Source organism: Serratia sp. TSA_130.1, from assembly GCF_052691795.1.
Genome location: NZ_JBQZFS010000002.1, coordinates 518,140 through 535,992, shown reverse-complemented (window position 1 = coordinate 535,992; position 17,853 = coordinate 518,140). Strand labels below are relative to the sequence as shown.

The 17,853-nt window shown below is 62.1% G+C and carries 15 protein-coding genes; 12 read left to right on the top strand and 3 right to left on the bottom strand.

Features of this window, described 5'->3' with window-relative positions; all coding sequences use genetic code 11:
• The first annotated feature begins 126 nt into the window (after positions 1 to 126).
• The 6 genes from ACUTQY_RS09190 to gsiD all read left to right on the top strand — a co-directional run bounded on the left by ACUTQY_RS09190 (position 127) and on the right by gsiD (position 7,322).
• Positions 127 to 663, top strand: coding sequence for a DUF924 family protein (locus tag ACUTQY_RS09190; protein WP_033642433.1), 537 nt, complete (start codon positions 127 to 129; stop codon positions 661 to 663).
• 358 nt (positions 664 to 1,021) lie between these two features.
• Entirely contained in the window at positions 1,022 to 1,978 is a 957-nt protein-coding gene (locus ACUTQY_RS09185; protein ID WP_033642434.1) for an isoaspartyl peptidase/L-asparaginase family protein, read from the top strand.
• Between the two features lie 19 nt (positions 1,979 to 1,997).
• Entirely contained in the window at positions 1,998 to 3,872 is a 1,875-nt protein-coding gene (locus ACUTQY_RS09180) for a dipeptide ABC transporter ATP-binding protein (RefSeq protein WP_046686700.1), read from the top strand.
• Positions 3,873 to 3,895: 23 nt separating this feature from the next.
• The gene (gsiB, locus tag ACUTQY_RS09175; protein WP_060659741.1) at positions 3,896 to 5,431 is read left to right on the top strand and encodes a glutathione ABC transporter substrate-binding protein GsiB; all 1,536 of its coding nucleotides are present in this window, start codon (positions 3,896 to 3,898) and stop codon (positions 5,429 to 5,431) included.
• A 52-nt stretch (positions 5,432 to 5,483) separates the two neighbouring features.
• Entirely contained in the window at positions 5,484 to 6,404 is a 921-nt protein-coding gene (gene gsiC / locus ACUTQY_RS09170; RefSeq protein WP_019454429.1) for a glutathione ABC transporter permease GsiC, read from the top strand.
• 9 nt (positions 6,405 to 6,413) lie between these two features.
• Positions 6,414 to 7,322 (top strand): glutathione ABC transporter permease GsiD, encoded by a 909-nt coding sequence (gsiD, locus tag ACUTQY_RS09165; protein WP_169539470.1) that lies wholly within the window; start codon positions 6,414 to 6,416, stop codon positions 7,320 to 7,322.
• A gap of 142 nt (positions 7,323 to 7,464) precedes the next feature.
• Here gsiD and fghA read toward each other — a convergent pair whose 3' ends face one another.
• The 3 genes from fghA to ptrR are packed head-to-tail and all read right to left on the bottom strand — an operon-like array spanning position 7,465 to position 10,397.
• A complete protein-coding gene (fghA, locus tag ACUTQY_RS09160) occupies positions 7,465 to 8,307 on the bottom strand; it encodes an S-formylglutathione hydrolase (protein WP_015377214.1) in 843 nt (280 codons plus the stop codon).
• A gap of 14 nt (positions 8,308 to 8,321) precedes the next feature.
• The gene (locus ACUTQY_RS09155) at positions 8,322 to 9,446 is read right to left on the bottom strand and encodes an S-(hydroxymethyl)glutathione dehydrogenase/class III alcohol dehydrogenase (protein ID WP_016928454.1); all 1,125 of its coding nucleotides are present in this window, start codon (positions 9,444 to 9,446) and stop codon (positions 8,322 to 8,324) included.
• A gap of 30 nt (positions 9,447 to 9,476) precedes the next feature.
• Positions 9,477 to 10,397, bottom strand: coding sequence for a putrescine utilization regulator PtrR (gene ptrR, locus ACUTQY_RS09150; RefSeq protein WP_016928453.1), 921 nt, complete (start codon positions 10,395 to 10,397; stop codon positions 9,477 to 9,479).
• A 105-nt stretch (positions 10,398 to 10,502) separates the two neighbouring features.
• Here ptrR and ACUTQY_RS09145 point away from each other — a divergent pair, with 105 nt between their 5' ends.
• From ACUTQY_RS09145 to mglA, 6 genes are all read left to right on the top strand, one after another.
• Positions 10,503 to 11,660, top strand: a complete 1,158-nt coding sequence (locus tag ACUTQY_RS09145) for a YbfB/YjiJ family MFS transporter (RefSeq protein ID WP_046686702.1) — start codon at positions 10,503 to 10,505, stop codon at positions 11,658 to 11,660.
• 244 nt (positions 11,661 to 11,904) lie between these two features.
• Positions 11,905 to 12,570: a GTP cyclohydrolase I FolE gene (folE, locus tag ACUTQY_RS09140; RefSeq protein WP_004938969.1), complete on the top strand. Its 666-nt coding sequence runs from the start codon at positions 11,905 to 11,907 to the stop codon at positions 12,568 to 12,570.
• Between the two features lie 79 nt (positions 12,571 to 12,649).
• Positions 12,650 to 13,822: a DUF418 domain-containing protein YeiB gene (yeiB, locus tag ACUTQY_RS09135; RefSeq protein ID WP_046686703.1), complete on the top strand. Its 1,173-nt coding sequence runs from the start codon at positions 12,650 to 12,652 to the stop codon at positions 13,820 to 13,822.
• A 127-nt stretch (positions 13,823 to 13,949) separates the two neighbouring features.
• Positions 13,950 to 14,987, top strand: a complete 1,038-nt coding sequence (gene galS, locus ACUTQY_RS09130; RefSeq protein ID WP_046686704.1) for an HTH-type transcriptional regulator GalS — start codon at positions 13,950 to 13,952, stop codon at positions 14,985 to 14,987.
• 265 nt (positions 14,988 to 15,252) lie between these two features.
• Positions 15,253 to 16,245, top strand: a complete 993-nt coding sequence (mglB, locus tag ACUTQY_RS09125; RefSeq protein ID WP_033650594.1) for a galactose/glucose ABC transporter substrate-binding protein MglB — start codon at positions 15,253 to 15,255, stop codon at positions 16,243 to 16,245.
• A gap of 99 nt (positions 16,246 to 16,344) precedes the next feature.
• On the top strand, positions 16,345 to 17,853 hold the full coding sequence (gene mglA / locus ACUTQY_RS09120) for a galactose/methyl galactoside ABC transporter ATP-binding protein MglA (RefSeq protein WP_004938959.1): 1,509 nt from the start codon (positions 16,345 to 16,347) through the stop codon (positions 17,851 to 17,853).

The window sequence follows — 17,853 nt, the reverse complement described above, 5'->3', positions numbered from 1 at the left end:
ATAGCGACAAAGTGCGGGTATTATGGCAGAGAACGCCGGGGGGGAGAACGGGTTATGCCCGCCATCTTTCGCACTGCGGCGCTGGGGCGATCGGGTATAAACTGCGTAAAACAGAGGAGAATCATGATGCATAAACAGGTTATCGAGTTCTGGTTCGACGAGATCGAACCGGTGATGTGGTTCAAAAAGGACGATGATTTCGATCGTCTGCTGCACAGCCGTTTCGGCGAAATCTGGCGGGCGGCGGCGGCGGGGGAGCTGGCGCACTGGCGCGACACCATCGAAGGGCGGTTGGCGGAGGTGATCGTGCTGGATCAGTTCAGCCGCAACCTGTTCCGCGGCACGCCGCAGTCGTTCGCCTGCGACGGCATGGCGTTGATTATGGCGCAGGAGGCGATCCGCAGCGGCGAGTGCGAACGGCTGAGCCGCGAGCAGCGCGGCTTCCTTTATCTGCCGTTCATGCATTCGGAATCGCCGCTGATTCACCAACAGGCGCTGGTGTTGTATACCGAGCTCAATAACGGCGATCAGCTGGAATTCGAACTGCGTCATAAGGCGATCATCGATCGTTTCGGCCGTTACCCGCATCGCAATGCGATATTGGGGCGCATCAGCACGCCGGAAGAAGAGGCCTTTTTACAGCAACCCGGTTCCGGTTTTTAATCGCGGAGTATCTTCGCCCGGCCGGGAAAAAAACGGCAGGCCGGGCGTCGAAATAATGATTATTCAGCGTGAACGTTTATTTCATGACCCCATACCGCTATTTCCTCTCGCGAAATTACCAATAATCCCAGCCGCACTCTCAGCGGTTTGCTGCTTTTTATAACCTGCTGTTTTTATTCCAATAAGCTATTTCAAGGTGCGAAACGGTCTAAGCGGACTACGCTAAAAGTGGGGCGTGGACGTTATGCTGTACTTCCACAGTCGGGCTAAATAGCATCGAAAAAAGACTGAATAATAATGATACCGCGCTCAGCTTATTCGCTGTGCTACGGCGGGATTAACACAGGGTGTCAGGCAAATGAGCAAACCAGTGATTGCCATTCATGGCGGCGCGGGCGCAATTACCCGGGCGGCGCTGAGTGCGGAAAAGGAACGGCAGTACATTCAGGCGCTGTCCGAGATCGTGGCCGCCGGTCAGGCGATATTGGCACAGGGTGGCAGCGCGCTGGACGCGGTGACCGAAGCGGTGCGGCTGCTCGAAGAGTGCCCGTTGTTCAACGCCGGCAAAGGCTCGGTGTTTACCCATCAGGGCACCCACGAACTGGACGCCTGTGTGATGGACGGCCGCACCTGCGACGCCGGCGCTGTCGCCGGCGTCAGCCGTGTCCGCAACCCGGTGCTGGCGGCGCGCGCGGTGCTGGAAAACAGCGAACACGTGCTGTTTGCCGCCGAAGGCGCCGAGAAGTTTGCCGCCGCCCACGGCCTGGAAATGGTTACTCCCGACTTCTTCTTTACCCAAGAACGTTTTGATCAGTTGCACCGCGCCCAGGCGGAGCAGGGGCGGGTATTGCTCGATCACGACGGCGCGGTGCAGGCCGGCGAGCCGCTCGATCCCGATCGCAAATTCGGCACCGTCGGTGCGGTGGCGCTGGATGCGCTGGGCAACCTCGCCGCCGCCACTTCCACCGGCGGCATGACCAACAAGCAGGCCGGGCGGGTAGGCGACACGCCGATCATCGGCGCCGGTTGCTATGCCAACAACGCCACCGTGGCGGTCTCCAGCACCGGCACCGGCGAAATCTTCATGCGCGGCGTGGCGGCCTATGACGTCTCCGCCTTGATCGAATACGGCGGGCTCAGCCTGCAAGAGGCCAGCGATCGGGTGGTGATGGAGAAGCTGCCGGCGCTGGGCGGCAGCGGCGGCATGATCGCCGTCGATCGCCACGGCAATATCGCGCTGCCGTTCAACAGCGAGGGGATGTACCGCGGTTTTGGCTATGTCGGCGATGCGCCGTCCGTCGGGATTTATCGCTAAGCGTTCACCGGGAGGGTGTATGACCGACGTTTCATTCCGGCCCGCCGGCGACGGGCTGTCATTGCCGCCGCAGCGGGTGCTGACGGTGCGCGATCTGAGCATCAGCTTTCCTCAAGCGGACGGCACCGTAGACGCGGTGCGCAACCTGTCGTTCGATCTCGATCGCGGCGAGACGCTGGCGATCGTCGGCGAGTCCGGCTCCGGCAAATCGGTCACTTCGCTGGGGCTGATGCGGCTGGTGGAGCAGGGCGGCGGGCGTATCGTCAGCGGCGCCATGACGCTGCGCCGGCGCGACGGCGCGCTGCTCGATTTGGCGCGCGCCTCGCAGCACACGCTGCGCACGGTGCGCGGCGCCGACATGGCGATGATCTTCCAGGAGCCGATGACCTCGCTCAATCCGGTATTTCCGGTCGGCGAGCAGATCGCCGAATCGCTGCGTTTGCATCAGGGCATGGACCACCGCAGCGCGCGCCAGGAGGCGCTGCGCATGCTCGATCTGGTGCGTATTCCGGAGGCTAAAGAGGTGTTGGGGCGCTACCCGCATCAGCTTTCCGGCGGCATGCGCCAGCGGGTGATGATCGCCATGGCGCTCTCCTGCAAGCCGGCGCTGTTGATTGCCGATGAGCCCACCACCGCCCTCGACGTCACCATTCAGGCGCAGATCCTGCAGCTGATCCGCGTGCTGCAACAGGAGATGCAGATGGGGGTGATCTTCATCACTCACGACATGGGCGTGGTGGCGGAGATCGCCGATCGGGTGTTGGTGATGCGCCGTGGTGAACAGGTGGAACAGAATCGGGTGCGCGAGCTGTTCGCCGCGCCGCAACAGGCCTATACCCGGGCGCTGCTGGCGGCAGTGCCGAAGCTGGGGGCGATGGCCGATCGGCCGCTGCCGGCGAAGTTTCCGCTGCCGGATGGCGAGGGCGATGCCGCGCCGCAGGATACCGTGCCGCCAGACGCCGCGCCGATCCTGCGGGTGGAGCATCTGGTCACGCGTTTTGATCTGCGCGGCGGGCTGTTCAATCGGGTCACTCGCCGGGTGCACGCGGTGGAAAACGTCAGCTTCGATCTTTACCCCGGCGAGACGCTGGGGCTGGTGGGCGAGTCCGGCTGCGGCAAGTCCACCACCGGGCGTTCTTTGCTGAAGCTGGTGGACAGCCAGAGCGGCACCATCACCTTCGCCGGGCGGCGAATCGATCGGTTGAAGGGGCCGGCGCTGCAGCACCTGCGGCGCGATATTCAGTTCATTTTTCAAGATCCTTACGCCTCGCTCGATCCGCGCCTGACGGTCGGTTTCTCCATCATGGAGCCGCTGCTGGTGCACAACGTGATGCGCGGCCGTGAGGCGGAAAGGCGGGTGGCCTGGCTGCTGGAACGCGTCGGTCTGCAGCCGGAGCATGCGCGCCGCTACCCGCACGAATTTTCCGGCGGCCAGCGCCAGCGCATCTGCATCGCGCGCGCGCTGGCGCTGAACCCGAAAGTGGTGATCGCCGACGAGGCGGTCTCGGCGCTGGACGTGTCGATTCAGGCGCAGATCGTCAATCTGCTGCTCGATCTGCAGCGCGAGTTCGGCATCGCTTTTCTGTTTATTTCACACGACATGGCGGTGGTGGAGCGCATCAGCCACCGGGTGGCGGTGATGTACCTCGGGCAAATTGTCGAGATCGGCCCGCGGCAGGCGGTGTTCGACAACCCGCAGCACCCCTATACCCGCAAGCTGATGGCGGCGGTGCCGGTGGCCGATCCCGCTCACGCCCACAAACGGCAGCCGCTGCCGGCCGATGAGATCCCCAGCCCGGTGCGCGCGCTGGGCGATGAACCCGTTACCGCACCGCTGGTGCAGGTTGGCGCCGGGCACTTTGTCGCCCGCCACCCGATCGCCGGTGCTTTTTAAAGACCTCAGGAGAGACAAGCGACATGAAGCACACATTCAAACGCAATGCGCTGTTGGCCGCCGTACTGCTGGCGGCGGGAACCGGCCCGGTCTGGGCGGCGAAGGACGCGGTGATCGCCGTGGCCTCCAACTTCACCACCCTCGATCCTTACGACGCCAACGACACGCTGTCGCAGGCGGTGGCCAAGTCTTTCTATCAGGGGCTGTTCGGCTTCGACAAGGACATGAAGCTGGTAAACGTGCTGGCGGACAGCTATGAGGTCAGCAAAGACGGCTTGAGCTATACCGTCAAACTGCGCCAGGGCATCAAATTCCACGACGGCACCGCGTTCAACGCCGAAGCGGTGAAGATCAACCTCGATCGCGCCAGCAACCCGGACAGCCACCTCAAGCGCTATAACCTGTTCAAGATGATCGACAAAACCGAGGCGGTGGACGCCAATACGGTGAAGATCGTGCTGAAGGCGCCGTTCTCGGCGTTCGTCAACAATCTGGCGCACCCGGCGGCGGCGATCATCTCCCCGGCGGCGCTGAAGCAATACGGCAAGGAGATCGGTTTCCATCCGGTCGGCACCGGGCCATATCAGTTCGTGACCTGGAACCAGACCGATTTCGTCAAGGTGAAGAAGTTCGACGGCTACTGGCAGCCGGGGCTGCCGAAGCTCGACAGCATCACCTGGCGCCCGGTGGTGGATAACAACACCCGCGCGGCGATGCTGCAGACCGGCGAGGCGACCTTCGCCTTCCCGATCCCTTACGAGCAGGCCAAGGTGCTGGAGGGCAACGCCAAGCTGGACGTGGTGGCTGCGCCGTCGATCCTGCAGCGTTACATCAGCATGAACGTCACTCAAAAGCCGTTCGACAACCCGAAGGTGCGCCAGGCGCTCAACTACGCGATTAACAAGGACGCGCTGATCAAGGTGGCGTTCGCCGGTTATGCGGTGCCGGCGGAAGGGCCGGTGCCCCCGGCCATCGATTTCGCCGCCCGCTACAAGCCGTGGCCGTATGATCCGGCCAAGGCGCGCGAGCTGTTGAAAGAGGCCGGCTACCCGAACGGCTTCACCACAACGCTGTGGTCGTCCCACAACCACAGCACCGCGCAGAAAGTGCTGCAGTTCACCCAACAGCAGCTGGCGCAGGTGGGGGTGAAAGTGACGGTGACGGCGATGGACGCCGGGCAGCGCGCGGCGCAGGTGGAGAGCGTCGGGGTGAAAGACACCGGCGTGCGGCTGTTCTACACCGGCTGGTCGGCCTCGACCGGGGAAGCGGACTGGGCGCTGTCGCCGCTGTTCTCCACCCAGGCGGCGCCGCCGAAGCAGTTCAACACCGCGTTCTACAGTAACCCGCAGGTGGACAAGGATCTGACCGACGCGCTGGCGACCACCGATCGCGCCGAGAAGCAGAAATTGTATCAGGACGCGCAGGATCGCATCTGGGCCGACGCGCCCTGGATCTTCCTGGCGACCGAACGCTTGCTGTCGGCCAACAGCAAACAGCTGAGCGGTTTCTACGTGATGCCGGATACCTCGTTCAACTTTGATAACGCCGATCTGAAATAAGGCGCCCATCCCCGCCTGCGGCCCGACGGCGGCGGGCGGGGGAAGGAATGAGATGCTCAATTATTTTCTGAAACGACTGCTGGGCCTGATCCCGACGCTGCTGATCGTGGCGGTGCTGGTGTTCCTGTTCGTCCACCTGCTGCCGGGCGATCCGGCGCGGCTGGCGGCGGGGCCGGAGGCCGACGAGGCGGTGGTGCAGCTGGTGCGCAAGGATTTGGGGCTGGATAAGCCGCTGCCGCAGCAGTTCGCGCACTTTTTCGTCAACGCGCTGCGGGGCGACTTCGGTATCTCGATGGTGTCCAAGCGCCCGGTGAGCGAAGAGATCGCCTCGCGCTTTATGCCGACCTTCTGGCTGACCGTGGCCAGCATGCTGTGGGCGGTGGCGTTCGGTCTGGCGATCGGCGTGGTGTCGGCGGTGTGGCGTAACCGTTGGCCGGATCGCCTCGGCATGACGCTGGCGGTATCGGGGATCTCGTTCCCGGCCTTTGCGCTCGGCATGCTGCTGATGCAGGTGTTCTCGGTCGAGCTGGGGTGGCTGCCGACGGTGGGCGCCGACAGCTGGCGGCACTACATTCTGCCTTCGGTAACCCTGGGGGCGGCGGTGGCGGCGGTGATGGCGCGTTTCACCCGCGCTTCGTTCGTCGAGGTGTTGCAGGAGGACTACATGCGCACCGCGCGCGCCAAGGGCGTACGGGAAAGCGTGGTGGTGATGAAACACGGCCTGCGCAACGCGATGATCCCGGTGGTGACCATGATGGGGCTGCAGTTCGGCTTCCTGCTCGGTGGTTCGATCGTGGTGGAGAAGGTGTTCAACTGGCCGGGGCTGGGGCGCTTGCTGGTGGACTCGGTGGAAATGCGCGATTACCCGGTGATCCAGGCCGAGGTGCTGCTGTTCTCGCTGGAGTTCATCCTGATCAACCTGCTGGTGGATATGCTGTACGCGGCGATCAACCCGGCGATTCGTTACCAATGAGGACGCGGCATGATTAAGCATTGGCGGCGCAGCGCCGCATTGAAGGCGATGCCGCTTATCGACCCCAACGCGGTACGCACGCCGTGGGGCGAATTTTGGCGGCGTTTTCGCCGTCAGCGGGCGGCGCTGGTCGCCGGCCTGTTGGTGCTGCTGCTGATTGCGGCGGCGCTGCTGGCGCCTTATCTGGCGCCGTTCGATGCGGAAAACTATTTCGATTACGACCGGCTGAACGAGGGGCCTTCGCTGGTGCACTGGCTGGGCGTAGATTCCCTCGGGCGCGATATTTTCAGCCGCATCCTGATGGGCGCGCGCATTTCGCTGGCGGCCGGGGTGTTCTCGGTGCTGGCGGGTGGGGCGATCGGCACCCTGCTGGGGCTGCTGGCCGGCTACTATGAGGGCTGGTGGGATCGCCTCACCATGCGCGTCTGCGACGTGCTGTTCGCGTTTCCCGGTATTTTGCTGGCGATCGGCGTGGTGGCGATCATGGGCAGCGGCATGGCCAACGTGATCGTCGCGGTGGCGATCTTCAGCATTCCGGCCTTCGCCCGCCTGGTGCGCGGCAATACGCTGGTGCTGAAGCACCTGACCTATATCGAGTCGGCGCGCAGCATCGGCGCCTCGGACTGGACCATCATCCTGCGGCACATCCTGCCGGGCACCCTGTCTTCGATCGTGGTCTATTTCACCCTGCGCATCGGTACCTCGATCATCACCGCCGCCAGCCTGTCGTTTTTGGGGCTGGGCGCCCAGCCGCCGACGCCGGAGTGGGGGGCGATGCTCAACGAAGCGCGCGCCGATATGGTGATCGCGCCGCACGTGGCGATCTTCCCCAGCCTGGCGATATTCATCACCGTGCTGGCCTTCAACCTGTTGGGCGACGGATTGCGCGACGCGCTCGATCCGAAACTGAAGGGGTGATGCTTTAACGTATGGCGCATATTTGAACGGGCTCAAATGACGTCTCAGTGCCATTATCCGTTCAATAAGCTGTATTGTTAGCACGAAGATGATTGATGGCTTTTGAAGAAATCCGGGCGGTTAAACCGCCCGGATTTTTTTATCAGCGGAACAGGTGCTCGGCGTGGAAACGCAGGTGATCTTCCACGAAGGTGGCGATGGTGAAGTAGCTGTGATCGTACCCCGGCTGAATGCGCAGCGTCAGCGGCCAGTCGCGCTGGCGCGCCAGTTCGGCCAGCCGCGCCGGCTGCAGCTGATCGGCCAGGAACTGGTCGTCGTCGCCCTGATCGATAAGGACCGGCATTTTCTCCGCGCCGCTGGCCAGCAGATGGCAGCTGTCGTACTGCAGCCACTGGCTCTCGTCGCTGCCCAGATAAGCGGTGAACGCCTTGCGGCCCCACGGCACCTGGCACGGGTTGACGATCGGCGCGAAGGCCGATACCGAGCGGAAGCGCTGCGGGTTGCGAAACGCCATCATCAGCGCGCCGTGGCCGCCCATCGAGTGGCCGAAGATCGACTGACGATCGCTGACGCTGAAGTGCTGTTCGATCAGCGCCGGCAATTCGGCGCTGATGTAGTCGTACATGCGGAAGTGACGATCCCACGGCGCCTGGGTGGCGTTCAGGTAGAACCCGGCGCCCTGGCCCAGGTCGTAGCCTTCGTCGTTCGGCACCTCGTCGCCGCGCGGGCTGGTATCCGGCATCACCAGCACCAGGCCCAGCTCGGCGGCGATGCGCTGCGCGCCGGCTTTCAACGTGAAGTTCTCGTCGTTGCAGGTCAGCCCCGACAGCCAGTACAACACCGGCGGCGGGTTGTCATCGCGCGGCGGCGGCAGGTAGATGCTGAATGTCATGTTGCAATTCAGGCTCTGCGCCGCGTGGCGGTAACGCTGTTGCCAGCCGCCGAACATGCGGTGCTCTTCGAGAAGTTCCAATGACAACGTCATCTCTGCCTCCTGGCTTATTTGTCGAAGTGGATGACGGAACGGATCGATTTGCCTTCGTGCATCAAATCGAACGCTTCGTTGATCTGCTCCAGCCCCATGGTGTGGGTGATAAAGTCGTTCAGCGCGAATTCGCCGTCCAGATAGCGCTCGACGATGCCCGGCAGCTGCGAACGGCCCTTGACGCCGCCGAATGCCGAACCGCGCCAGACGCGGCCGGTGACCAGCTGGAACGGCCGGGTCGAGATCTCTTCGCCGGCGCCCGCGACGCCGATGATCACCGATTCACCCCAGCCCTTGTGGCAGCACTCCAGCGCGGAACGCATCACGTTGACGTTGCCGATGCACTCGAAGGAAAAGTCGACGCCGCCGTCGGTCAGCTCGACGATCACCTCCTGAATCGGTTTGTCATAGTCTTTCGGGTTGATCAGATCGGTAGCGCCCAGCTTGCGCGCCAGATCGAACTTGCTGGTGTTGATGTCGATGCCGATGATGCGGCCCGCGCCGGCCATCTGCGCGCCGATGATCGCCGACAGGCCGATGCCGCCCAGGCCGAAGATCGCCACGGTGTCGCCCGGTTGCACTTTGGCGGTGTTCATCACCGCGCCCATGCCGGTAGTGACGCCGCAGCCCAGCAGGCACACTTCCTCCAGCGGCGCTTCCTTGTTGATTTTCGCCAGTGAAATTTCCGGCACCACGGTGTATTCGGAGAAGGTGGAGGTGCCCATGTAGTGGAAGATCGGCTTGCCGTCCTTGAAGAAGCGGGTGGTGCCGTCCGGCATCAGGCCTTTGCCCTGGGTGGCGCGGATCGCCTGGCACAGGTTGGTCTTGCCGGATTTACAGAATTTGCACTCGCCGCACTCCGGGGTGTAGAGCGGGATCACGTGATCGCCGACCGCCACGCTGGTGACGCCTTCACCGACCGCTTCCACCACGCCGCCGCCCTCGTGGCCGAGGATCGCCGGGAACACGCCTTCCGGATCTTTGCCGGACAGGGTGTAGGCGTCGGTGTGACAAACGCCGGTGGCGACGATCCGCACCAGCACTTCGCCTTTTTGCGGTGGCATCAGCTCGACTTCTTCGATCTTCAGCGGCTGGTTCGGGCCCCAGGCAACGGCGGCGCGGGTTTTGATCATCTCCATCATAGTCTCCTCAGTGGTTTTCTTTTTAAATCAGGCGATATCGACAACGTCTGATAAATCGTTGGGGGTGCTTTCATCAACAGCGGCGGTTTCCGTCTGTTCAATAATCAATTCTTTCAGCGCGCGCACGTTCGGCCCGAACGCGTCGCGGCGCCACAGCAGCCAGGTGGCGGTGTCGGCCACGTCCGGCGGCAGGGTGTGAACCCGAACCCGCTCATGGCCCGGCAGCAGGCTGAGCACCGAATGCGGGATCATCGCCAGCCCGGCGCCGCTGGCGACGCAGGCCAGCATGGCGTGATAGGACTGGATCTCCATGATCTGCCCCGGCCGCGCGCCTTCGCGCTTGAACCAGGCCTCCAGCCGCAGGCGGTAGGAACAGCTGGCGCGAAAGGCGAACAGCGTTTCGCCGTTGGCGTCTTTGGCGCTGTGGATCGGCGCGTGATCGAGACAGGAGATCACCACCATATGTTCAGGATAGGCGATGCAGCCGTTTAGCTCGTCATAGGGCACCGGGCCGTCGACCAGCGCTGCCGCCAGCGTGCCGGCGCGCACCCGATCGGCGATTTCGCCGGAGGTGCCGGTAGTCAGCGACAGAGACACCTGCGAGAAACGCTGGTGGTAAGCTGCCAGCAGCGAGGGCAGGCGGGTGGCGGCGGTGCTCTCCATCGAGCCGAGAGCAAAGTTGCCCGCCGGTTCGCCGGCATGGGTGATGCTCATCGCCTCGTCGCTCAGCGCCAGGATGCGATTGGCGTAGCACAGAAAGTTATGGCCCATCGGCGACAGGCGCAGGCGCTGTTTTTCGCGGATAAACAGATCGGCGCCCAGCTCCTGCTCGAGCTGGCGCAGCCGGGTGGTCAGATTCGACGGCACGCGGTGCAGCTGCTCGGCGGCGCGGGCGACCGAGCCGGTTTCCGCTACGCAGCAGAACATGCGAAGCTGAGTCAGATCCATAATATTCTCGTTTCGTGATGAACTTGATAACTATTATTCAGTTTTTGTGAGTTTAATACTGCGGCATGATACTGGCAACTTTCTTTTAACCTTTTGGATACCGGTATGGCTTTACGTATTGCCTTGAGCGGGTTTGCCGCGCTGATCGTGGCGATGGGCATTGGCCGCTTCGCTTTCACCCCTCAGGTGCCGCTGATGATCGCTGACCACCAGTTCAGCCTGACCGGCGCTGGGCTGGTGGCGGCGATCAACTATTTGGGATACCTGTGCGGCGCCTACGACGCGATGCGCGCCACGCGCCACGTCGAGCGGCGCCTGTGGCTGGGCGTATGGGGTGCGATGGCGCTGACGCTGCTGTCGGCGTTGGCGCAGGATGAATGGATCCACGGCGCGCTGCGCTTCGTCATCGGCTGGGCCAGCGGCTGGGCGATGGTGCTGGTGGCGGCCTGGACCAACGAGCGGTTGGCGCACTACGGCCGGCCGGCGCTGAGCGCGGCGGTGTTCGCCGGGCCGGGCGCCGGCATCTTCCTCAGCGGCATGCTGGCGGTGGGCATCAACGCGCTGGGGCTGACGGCGGCGCAGGCCTGGCTGGTGTATGGCGGGCTGGCGCTGGTGCTGGTCGGGGGGATTAGCGCCTTTCTGCCGCGCAGCGGCGAGCTGCATCGCCCGGACGTGGCCCCGGAGCCGCTGCTGCTGACGCCGGCGCTCAAGCGTCTGGTGTGGAGCTACAGCCTGGCCGGCTTCGGCTATATCCTGCCGGCGACCTTCTTGTCGCAGATGGCGGCGGCGCGTTTTCCCGACAGCCTGTTCGCACAGTTCGTCTGGCCGGTGTTCGGCGGCGCGGCGGTGCTGGGGATCGTTATCGGCATTGTGACCCGCCATCGGCTGACTACCCAAACCCGGTTGGCGATCACGCTGTGGGTACAGGCGCTCGGCGTACTGAGCGCCGAAGTGGTGCCGGGCGTGGCCGGCCTGGCGCTCGGGGCGTTGCTGACCGGCGGCGGTTTCCTCTGTGTGGTGCAGCTCGCCCTTCAGCACGGCCGTGAACTGGCGCCGCGCCATGCGCGTTACATGGCCGGATTGCTGACCACCGGTTATGCGATCGGCCAGCTGGTTGGGCCGATGCTGTCGGCGCTGTCGACCGCCTTGACCCATCGGTTGGAACCGGCGCTGTATGTGGCGGTGATAGCGCTGTTGGTGGCTGGAGGGCTGGCGGTAAATACCCCGGCGCGGCGGTTGGCGCAAAAAACGGCGACTCGGTGATTAAAATCCATACAAAAAGCGTGGAGACCCGCAGCCGGCCTGATTGTGCTAAATGCGAAGATTTCACCTCTGGATGAAGCACTATCACTGGATAATCGCCGCGCTCTCATCTACAGTGGGGGCAAAATCTTGACCGGGTTCACGTTATCCACCACGAAAACTCTGCCGTCACGAGAGCAAGCAATTCGCCGGCCGCACGCCCTATCAGGCCGCCGGCGGGTTCCGTCCGCAGGAGAACAAATACATGACATCATTAAGTAAAGAAGCCGCGCTGGTGCATGCGGCACTGGAAGAGCGTGGTCTGGAGACACCGCTGCGCGGGGAAGTGCTGGATCGCGAAACGCGCAAGCGTCGCATCAAAGAGCACATGACCGAAATCATGCAGCTGCTGAATCTCGATCTGTCTGACGACAGCCTGGCGGAAACGCCGCATCGCATCGCCAAAATGTATGTCGACGAGATCTTCTCCGGTCTGGACTACGCCAACTTCCCGAAAATCACCGTCATTGAGAACAAAATGAAGGTGGATGAGATGGTGACGGTGCGCGATATCACGCTGACCAGCACCTGTGAACACCACTTCGTCACCATCGACGGCAAGGCCACCGTGGCCTATATCCCGAAAGACTCGGTGATCGGTCTGTCGAAGATCAACCGCATTGTGCAGTTCTTCTCCCAGCGTCCGCAGGTGCAAGAGCGCCTGACCCAGCAGATCCTGGTTGCGCTGCAGACCCTGCTCGGCACCAATAACGTGGCGGTATCGATCGATGCAGTCCATTATTGTGTCAAAGCGCGCGGCATTCGCGACGCGACCAGCGCCACCACCACCACCTCGTTGGGGGGGCTGTTCAAGTCCAGCCAAAATACCCGCCAGGAGTTCCTGCGCGCGGTGCGCCATCACCAGGGGTGATGGCGTTGCGGGGCGACTCGCAAAACGACAACAGGCGCCTGCGGGCGCCTTTTTCATGAGCGGAAGACAGCGATAAAAAATGAACAGTCATCCTCTGCCGCGCATCGCCACGCTGGACTGCGTGCGCGGCATCGCCATCCTCGGCATCTTATTGCTGAACATCAGCGCCTTCGGCTTGCCGAAGGCCGCCTACCTCAATCCGGCCTATCTGGGGATGCCGTCATCGCGCGACGCCTGGACCTGGGTGCTGCTGGATCTCTTCGCCCAGGCCAAGTTCCTGGCGATGTTCGCGCTGCTGTTCGGCGCCGGGCTGCAAATGCTGCTGCGGCGCGGCAAAAGCTGGATCCGCGCGCGGCTGTCGTGGCTGGTGCTGTTCGGCCTCGCGCACGCCATCTTCCTGTGGGACGGCGATATTCTGCTGGCCTACGGGCTGATCGGCCTGGTGTGCTGGCGCATGATCCGCGAAGCCAAAGACACATTCCAACTGCTGAAAACCGGCGTGGTGCTCTACCTGATCGGCGTGGCGGTGCTGCTGCTGCTCGGTTTTGTCTCGCACGGTGAACCGGGCAGCTTCTGGCAGCCGGGCGTGGCGGAGTTGCAGTACGAGAAGTTCTGGAAGCTGCAGGGCGGTTTCGAAGCCTGGCGCAGCCGCGCCGATCTGCTCTCGTCCAGCCTGCTGGCCATCGGCGCGCAGTATGGCTGGGAGCTGGCGGGGCTGATGCTGTTCGGCGCCGGGCTAATGCGCAGCGGCTGGCTGCGCGGCAGCTATTCCTCCGGCTATTACCTGCGGCAGGCGGCGTGGCTATTGCCGCTGTCCGTGCTGATCCAACTGCCGGCGGTGGCGCTGCAATGGCAGGTGCACTGGGACTATCGCTGGAGCGGTTTCCTGCTGCAGGTGCCGCGCGAGCTGGGCGCGCCGCTGCAGGCGCTGGGCTATCTGGCGCTGTGTTACGGTTTCTGGCCCGCGCTGTCGCGCCTGCGCATCGCCCACTGGCTGAGCCAGGTGGGGCGCATGGCGCTGAGTAACTACCTGTTGCAAACGCTGATCTGCACTACGCTGTTTTATCGCTTTGGCCTCTATGAGCAGTTCGACCGGCTTCAGCTGTTGGCGTTTGTGCCGCTGGTCTGGTTGGTCAACCTGGTCTTTTCCGCACTGTGGCTGCGTTACTTCGAACAGGGGCCGATGGAATGGCTGTGGCGCAAATTGACGCAGATGGCCGCCGGTGAAACGGAATCCAAAGCGCTGAAGTGAGCGCCCATCGGCAGGTTAAAAAAATGTATGTAAACGTTTTCTTTCCTGTGACGTAATTCACGCAGCGCTGCGGGTCAATCGGGGTAGGATAGCGCCACCGGCCACTACCCCGATTTCAGGATCCCGCATGCCTCCAGTTCATCCGATCACTATTCGCGACGTGGCGAAACGCGCCGGCGTCTCCGTGGCGACCGTGTCTCGCGTGCTCAATCACAGCGCGCTGACCAGCAAAGAGACGCGCGAACAGGTGCTGCAGGCGGTGGCGGAACTGGGCTACCGCCCCAACGCCAATGCACAGGCGCTGGCGACCCAAAGCAGCGATACGCTGGGCGTGGTGGTGATGGACGTGTCCGATCCGTTCTTCGGCGCGCTGGTGAAAGCGGTAGACACGGTGGCGCAGAAACACCACAAGTATCTGCTGATCGGCAACAGTTATCATCAGGCGGACAAAGAGCGCCATGCGATCGAAGTGCTGATCCGTCAGCGCTGCAATGCCCTGATTGTCCACGCCAAAGCCCTGAGCGACGCCGAGCTGATCGGCTTTCTGGATCAGGTGCCGGGCATGGTGCTGATCAATCGGATTATCCCCGGCTATGAGCCGCGCTGCGTTGGGCTGGACAACGTCAGTGGCGCTGACATGGCGATGCGTCTTCTGCTCTCGCAGGGCCATCGGCGCATCGGTTATCTGGGCTCCAATCACCCGATCGAAGACGGGCCGCTGCGTCAGCAAGGCTATGCGCAGGCGATGGCCGCCGCCGGGCTGGCGACGCCCGACAGCTGGCGCGCGTACGGTTCGCCGGATCTGCAGGGCGGCGAGGCGGCGATGGTCGAGCTGCTGGGGCGCAACTTACAGCTGAGCGCGGTGTTTGCCTACAACGACGCCATGGCCGCCGGCGCCATGGCGGTGCTGAAAGAAAACGGTATCACGGTGCCGCAGCATTTCTCGCTGATCGGCTTCGACGACATTCCCATCGCGCGCTACACCAGCCCCAAACTCACCACGGTGCGTTACCCGATCGTTTCGATGGCCACGTTGGCGACCGAGCTGGCATTACAGGGCGCAGCAGGCCTGGCGGAGCCGCAGGCGAGCCATCTGTTCATGCCGACGCTGGTGCGGCGCCATTCTGTCGCCCCCTGGCAAAGTGAGGCGACGGTCACTCTCTGACGATTTAATCTTGTGTAACCGTTTTCAATCTGTGAGAAAATTCACAGAATATTAACATCACGCCGTCTATGCTCTAGGCGTTTTCAGGCGCAAAGGCCCTTGCCGCTGTAACCGTTTATCTCGCGCTGACACAGCATTTCTCGGAAATAACAAGATCCACGGACGACAGGTGTTGAGTGGAAATCGCCTGGCCTGGGGTGCGCGCACTGCCGGTGACCATTGGCTCAAAGACGAGTAATACCCTACACAGAACCGGAGATTGACAATGAATAAGAAGGTTTTCACCCTGGCCGCCATGGCCGCTGCCATGATGTTTGGCGCCGCAGCCCATGCTGATACCCGTATTGGCGTCACGATTTACAAATACGACGATAACTTCATGTCGGTGGTGCGCAAAGCGATCGAGAAAGACGCCAAGGCTTCACCGGACGTTACCCTGTTGATGAATGACTCGCAGAACGATCAGTCCAAACAGAACGATCAGATCGACGTGCTGCTGGCCAAGGGCGTGAAAGCGCTGGCGATCAACCTGGTCGACCCGGCCGCGGCGCCGGTGGTTATCGATAAGGCGCGCGCAAACGATATCCCGGTGGTGTTCTACAACAAAGAACCTTCCCGCAAAGCGCTGGACAGCTATGACAAGGCGTATTACGTCGGCACCGATTCCAAAGAGTCCGGCGTGATCCAGGGCGAACTGATCGCCAAACACTGGAAAGCCAATCCGGCCTGGGATCTGAACAAAGACGGCCAGATCCAATTCGTGCTGCTGAAGGGCGAGCCGGGCCACCCGGATGCCGAAGCGCGCACCACCTACGTGGTGAAAACGCTGAACGAGAAAGGCATCAAGACCCAACAGCTGCAGTTGGATACCGCGATGTGGGATACCGCGCAGGCGAAAGACAAGATGGACGCCTGGCTCTCCGGCCCGAACGCCAACAAGATCGAAGTGGTGATCGCCAACAACGACGCCATGGCGATGGGCGCGGTGGAAGCGCTGAAAGCGCACAACAAGACCAGTATTCCGGTGTTCGGCGTGGATGCGCTGCCTGAAGCGCTGGCGCTGGTGAAATCCGGTGCGATGGCGGGCACGGTGCTGAATGACGCCGACAATCAGGCGAAGGCCACCTTCGAGCTGGCGAAAAACCTGGCGGCGGGCAAACCGGCCACCGAAGGCACCCAATATAAAATCGAAAATAAAGTCGTGCGTATCCCTTACGTCGGCGTAGATAAAGACAACCTGTCTCAGTTCATTAAATAAGAATTGAGATCCCGCTAAGACCCCGCCTGCGGCGCCAACACCAGGGATACCGCCGGCGGGGATGTTTACGACTGCAAGATCGTTAAGCCAGGTGTATTTATGGCCGATAGCTCACGCGAATTTTTGCTGGAAATGACGGATATTTGTAAGTCATTTCCCGGCGTCAAAGCCTTGGACAATGTCAATTTACGCGTCCGTCCGCACTCCATTCACGCCCTGATGGGAGAGAACGGCGCGGGGAAATCGACGTTGTTGAAATGCCTGTTCGGCATTTACAAAAAAGACAGCGGCAGCATTGTATTTCAGGGCCGGGAAATCGACTTCAAGAGCTCGAAGGAAGCGCTGGAGCACGGCGTTTCCATGGTGCATCAGGAGCTGAACCTGGTGCTGCAGCGCACCGTGATGGACAACATGTGGCTGGGACGCTACCCGACCAAAGGCCTGTTCGTCGATCAGGACAAGATGTTCAAAGACACTCAGGCGATCTTCGACGAGCTGGATATCGACATCAACCCGCGCGAAAAGGTGGGCAACCTGTCGGTGTCGCAGATGCAGATGATCGAGATCGCCAAAGCGTTTTCCTATGACGCCAAGATCGTCATCATGGACGAACCGACCTCTTCGTTGACGGAGAAAGAGGTCAATCACCTGTTCACCATCATCCGCAAGCTGAAAGAGCGCGGCTGCGGCATCGTCTATATCTCGCACAAGATGGAAGAGATCTTCCAGCTGTGCGACGAGATAACGGTGCTGCGCGACGGCCAGTGGATCGCCACCCAGCCGCTGGAAGGGCTGGATATGGACAAGATCATCGCCATGATGGTCGGCCGCTCGCTGAGCCAGCGTTTCCCCGACAGGCAGAACACGCCGGGTGAGGTGATCCTTGAGGTGAAGAACCTGACGTCGCTGCGCCAGCCTTCGATCCGCGATGTGTCCTTCGATCTGCACCAGGGCGAGATCCTCGGCATCGCCGGGCTGGTGGGCGCCAAGCGCACCGACATCGTCGAGACGCTGTTCGGCATTCGCGAGAAGGTGGCGGGCACTATCAAGCTGCACGGCAAGGCGATCGACAACCACAGCGCCAACGAAGCGATTAACCACGGTTTCGCGCTGGTGACCGAAGAGCGCCGATCCACCGGGATTTACGCCTACCTCGACGTGGGTTTCAACTCGCTGATCTCCAACATCCGCAATTATAAAAACAAGCTCGGCCTGCTGGACAACGCGCGGATGAAGAGCGACACCCAGTGGGTGATCGACGCCATGCGGGTGAAAACGCCGGGGCATCACACCCATATCGGCTCGCTGTCCGGCGGCAATCAGCAAAAGGTGATCATCGGCCGTTGGCTGCTGACGCAGCCGGAGATCCTGATGCTGGATGAACCGACGCGCGGCATCGACGTGGGCGCCAAGTTCGAGATCTATCAGCTGATGACCGAGCTGGCGAAGAAGGGCAAGGGGATCATTATCGTCTCGTCCGAAATGCCGGAGCTTTTGGGGATCACCGACCGCATTTTGGTGATGAGCAACGGCCAGGTTGCGGGCATCGTTAATACCAAGCAGACCTCGCAGAATGAAATCTTACGTCTCGCCTCCCTGCACCTTTAA

Coding starts and splice junctions, on each gene's coding strand:
- ACUTQY_RS09190 (WP_033642433.1), top strand. CDS start 127: ATGCATAAACAGGTTATCGAGTTCTGGTTCGACGAGATCGAACCGGTG.
- ACUTQY_RS09185 (WP_033642434.1), top strand. CDS start 1,022: ATGAGCAAACCAGTGATTGCCATTCATGGCGGCGCGGGCGCAATTACC.
- ACUTQY_RS09180 (WP_046686700.1), top strand. CDS start 1,998: ATGACCGACGTTTCATTCCGGCCCGCCGGCGACGGGCTGTCATTGCCG.
- gsiB (WP_060659741.1), top strand. CDS start 3,896: ATGAAGCACACATTCAAACGCAATGCGCTGTTGGCCGCCGTACTGCTG.
- gsiC (WP_019454429.1), top strand. CDS start 5,484: ATGCTCAATTATTTTCTGAAACGACTGCTGGGCCTGATCCCGACGCTG.
- gsiD (WP_169539470.1), top strand. CDS start 6,414: ATGATTAAGCATTGGCGGCGCAGCGCCGCATTGAAGGCGATGCCGCTT.
- fghA (WP_015377214.1), bottom strand. CDS start 8,307: ATGACGTTGTCATTGGAACTTCTCGAAGAGCACCGCATGTTCGGCGGC.
- ACUTQY_RS09155 (WP_016928454.1), bottom strand. CDS start 9,446: ATGGAGATGATCAAAACCCGCGCCGCCGTTGCCTGGGGCCCGAACCAG.
- ptrR (WP_016928453.1), bottom strand. CDS start 10,397: ATGGATCTGACTCAGCTTCGCATGTTCTGCTGCGTAGCGGAAACCGGC.
- ACUTQY_RS09145 (WP_046686702.1), top strand. CDS start 10,503: ATGGCTTTACGTATTGCCTTGAGCGGGTTTGCCGCGCTGATCGTGGCG.
- folE (WP_004938969.1), top strand. CDS start 11,905: ATGACATCATTAAGTAAAGAAGCCGCGCTGGTGCATGCGGCACTGGAA.
- yeiB (WP_046686703.1), top strand. CDS start 12,650: ATGAACAGTCATCCTCTGCCGCGCATCGCCACGCTGGACTGCGTGCGC.
- galS (WP_046686704.1), top strand. CDS start 13,950: ATGCCTCCAGTTCATCCGATCACTATTCGCGACGTGGCGAAACGCGCC.
- mglB (WP_033650594.1), top strand. CDS start 15,253: ATGAATAAGAAGGTTTTCACCCTGGCCGCCATGGCCGCTGCCATGATG.
- mglA (WP_004938959.1), top strand. CDS start 16,345: ATGGCCGATAGCTCACGCGAATTTTTGCTGGAAATGACGGATATTTGT.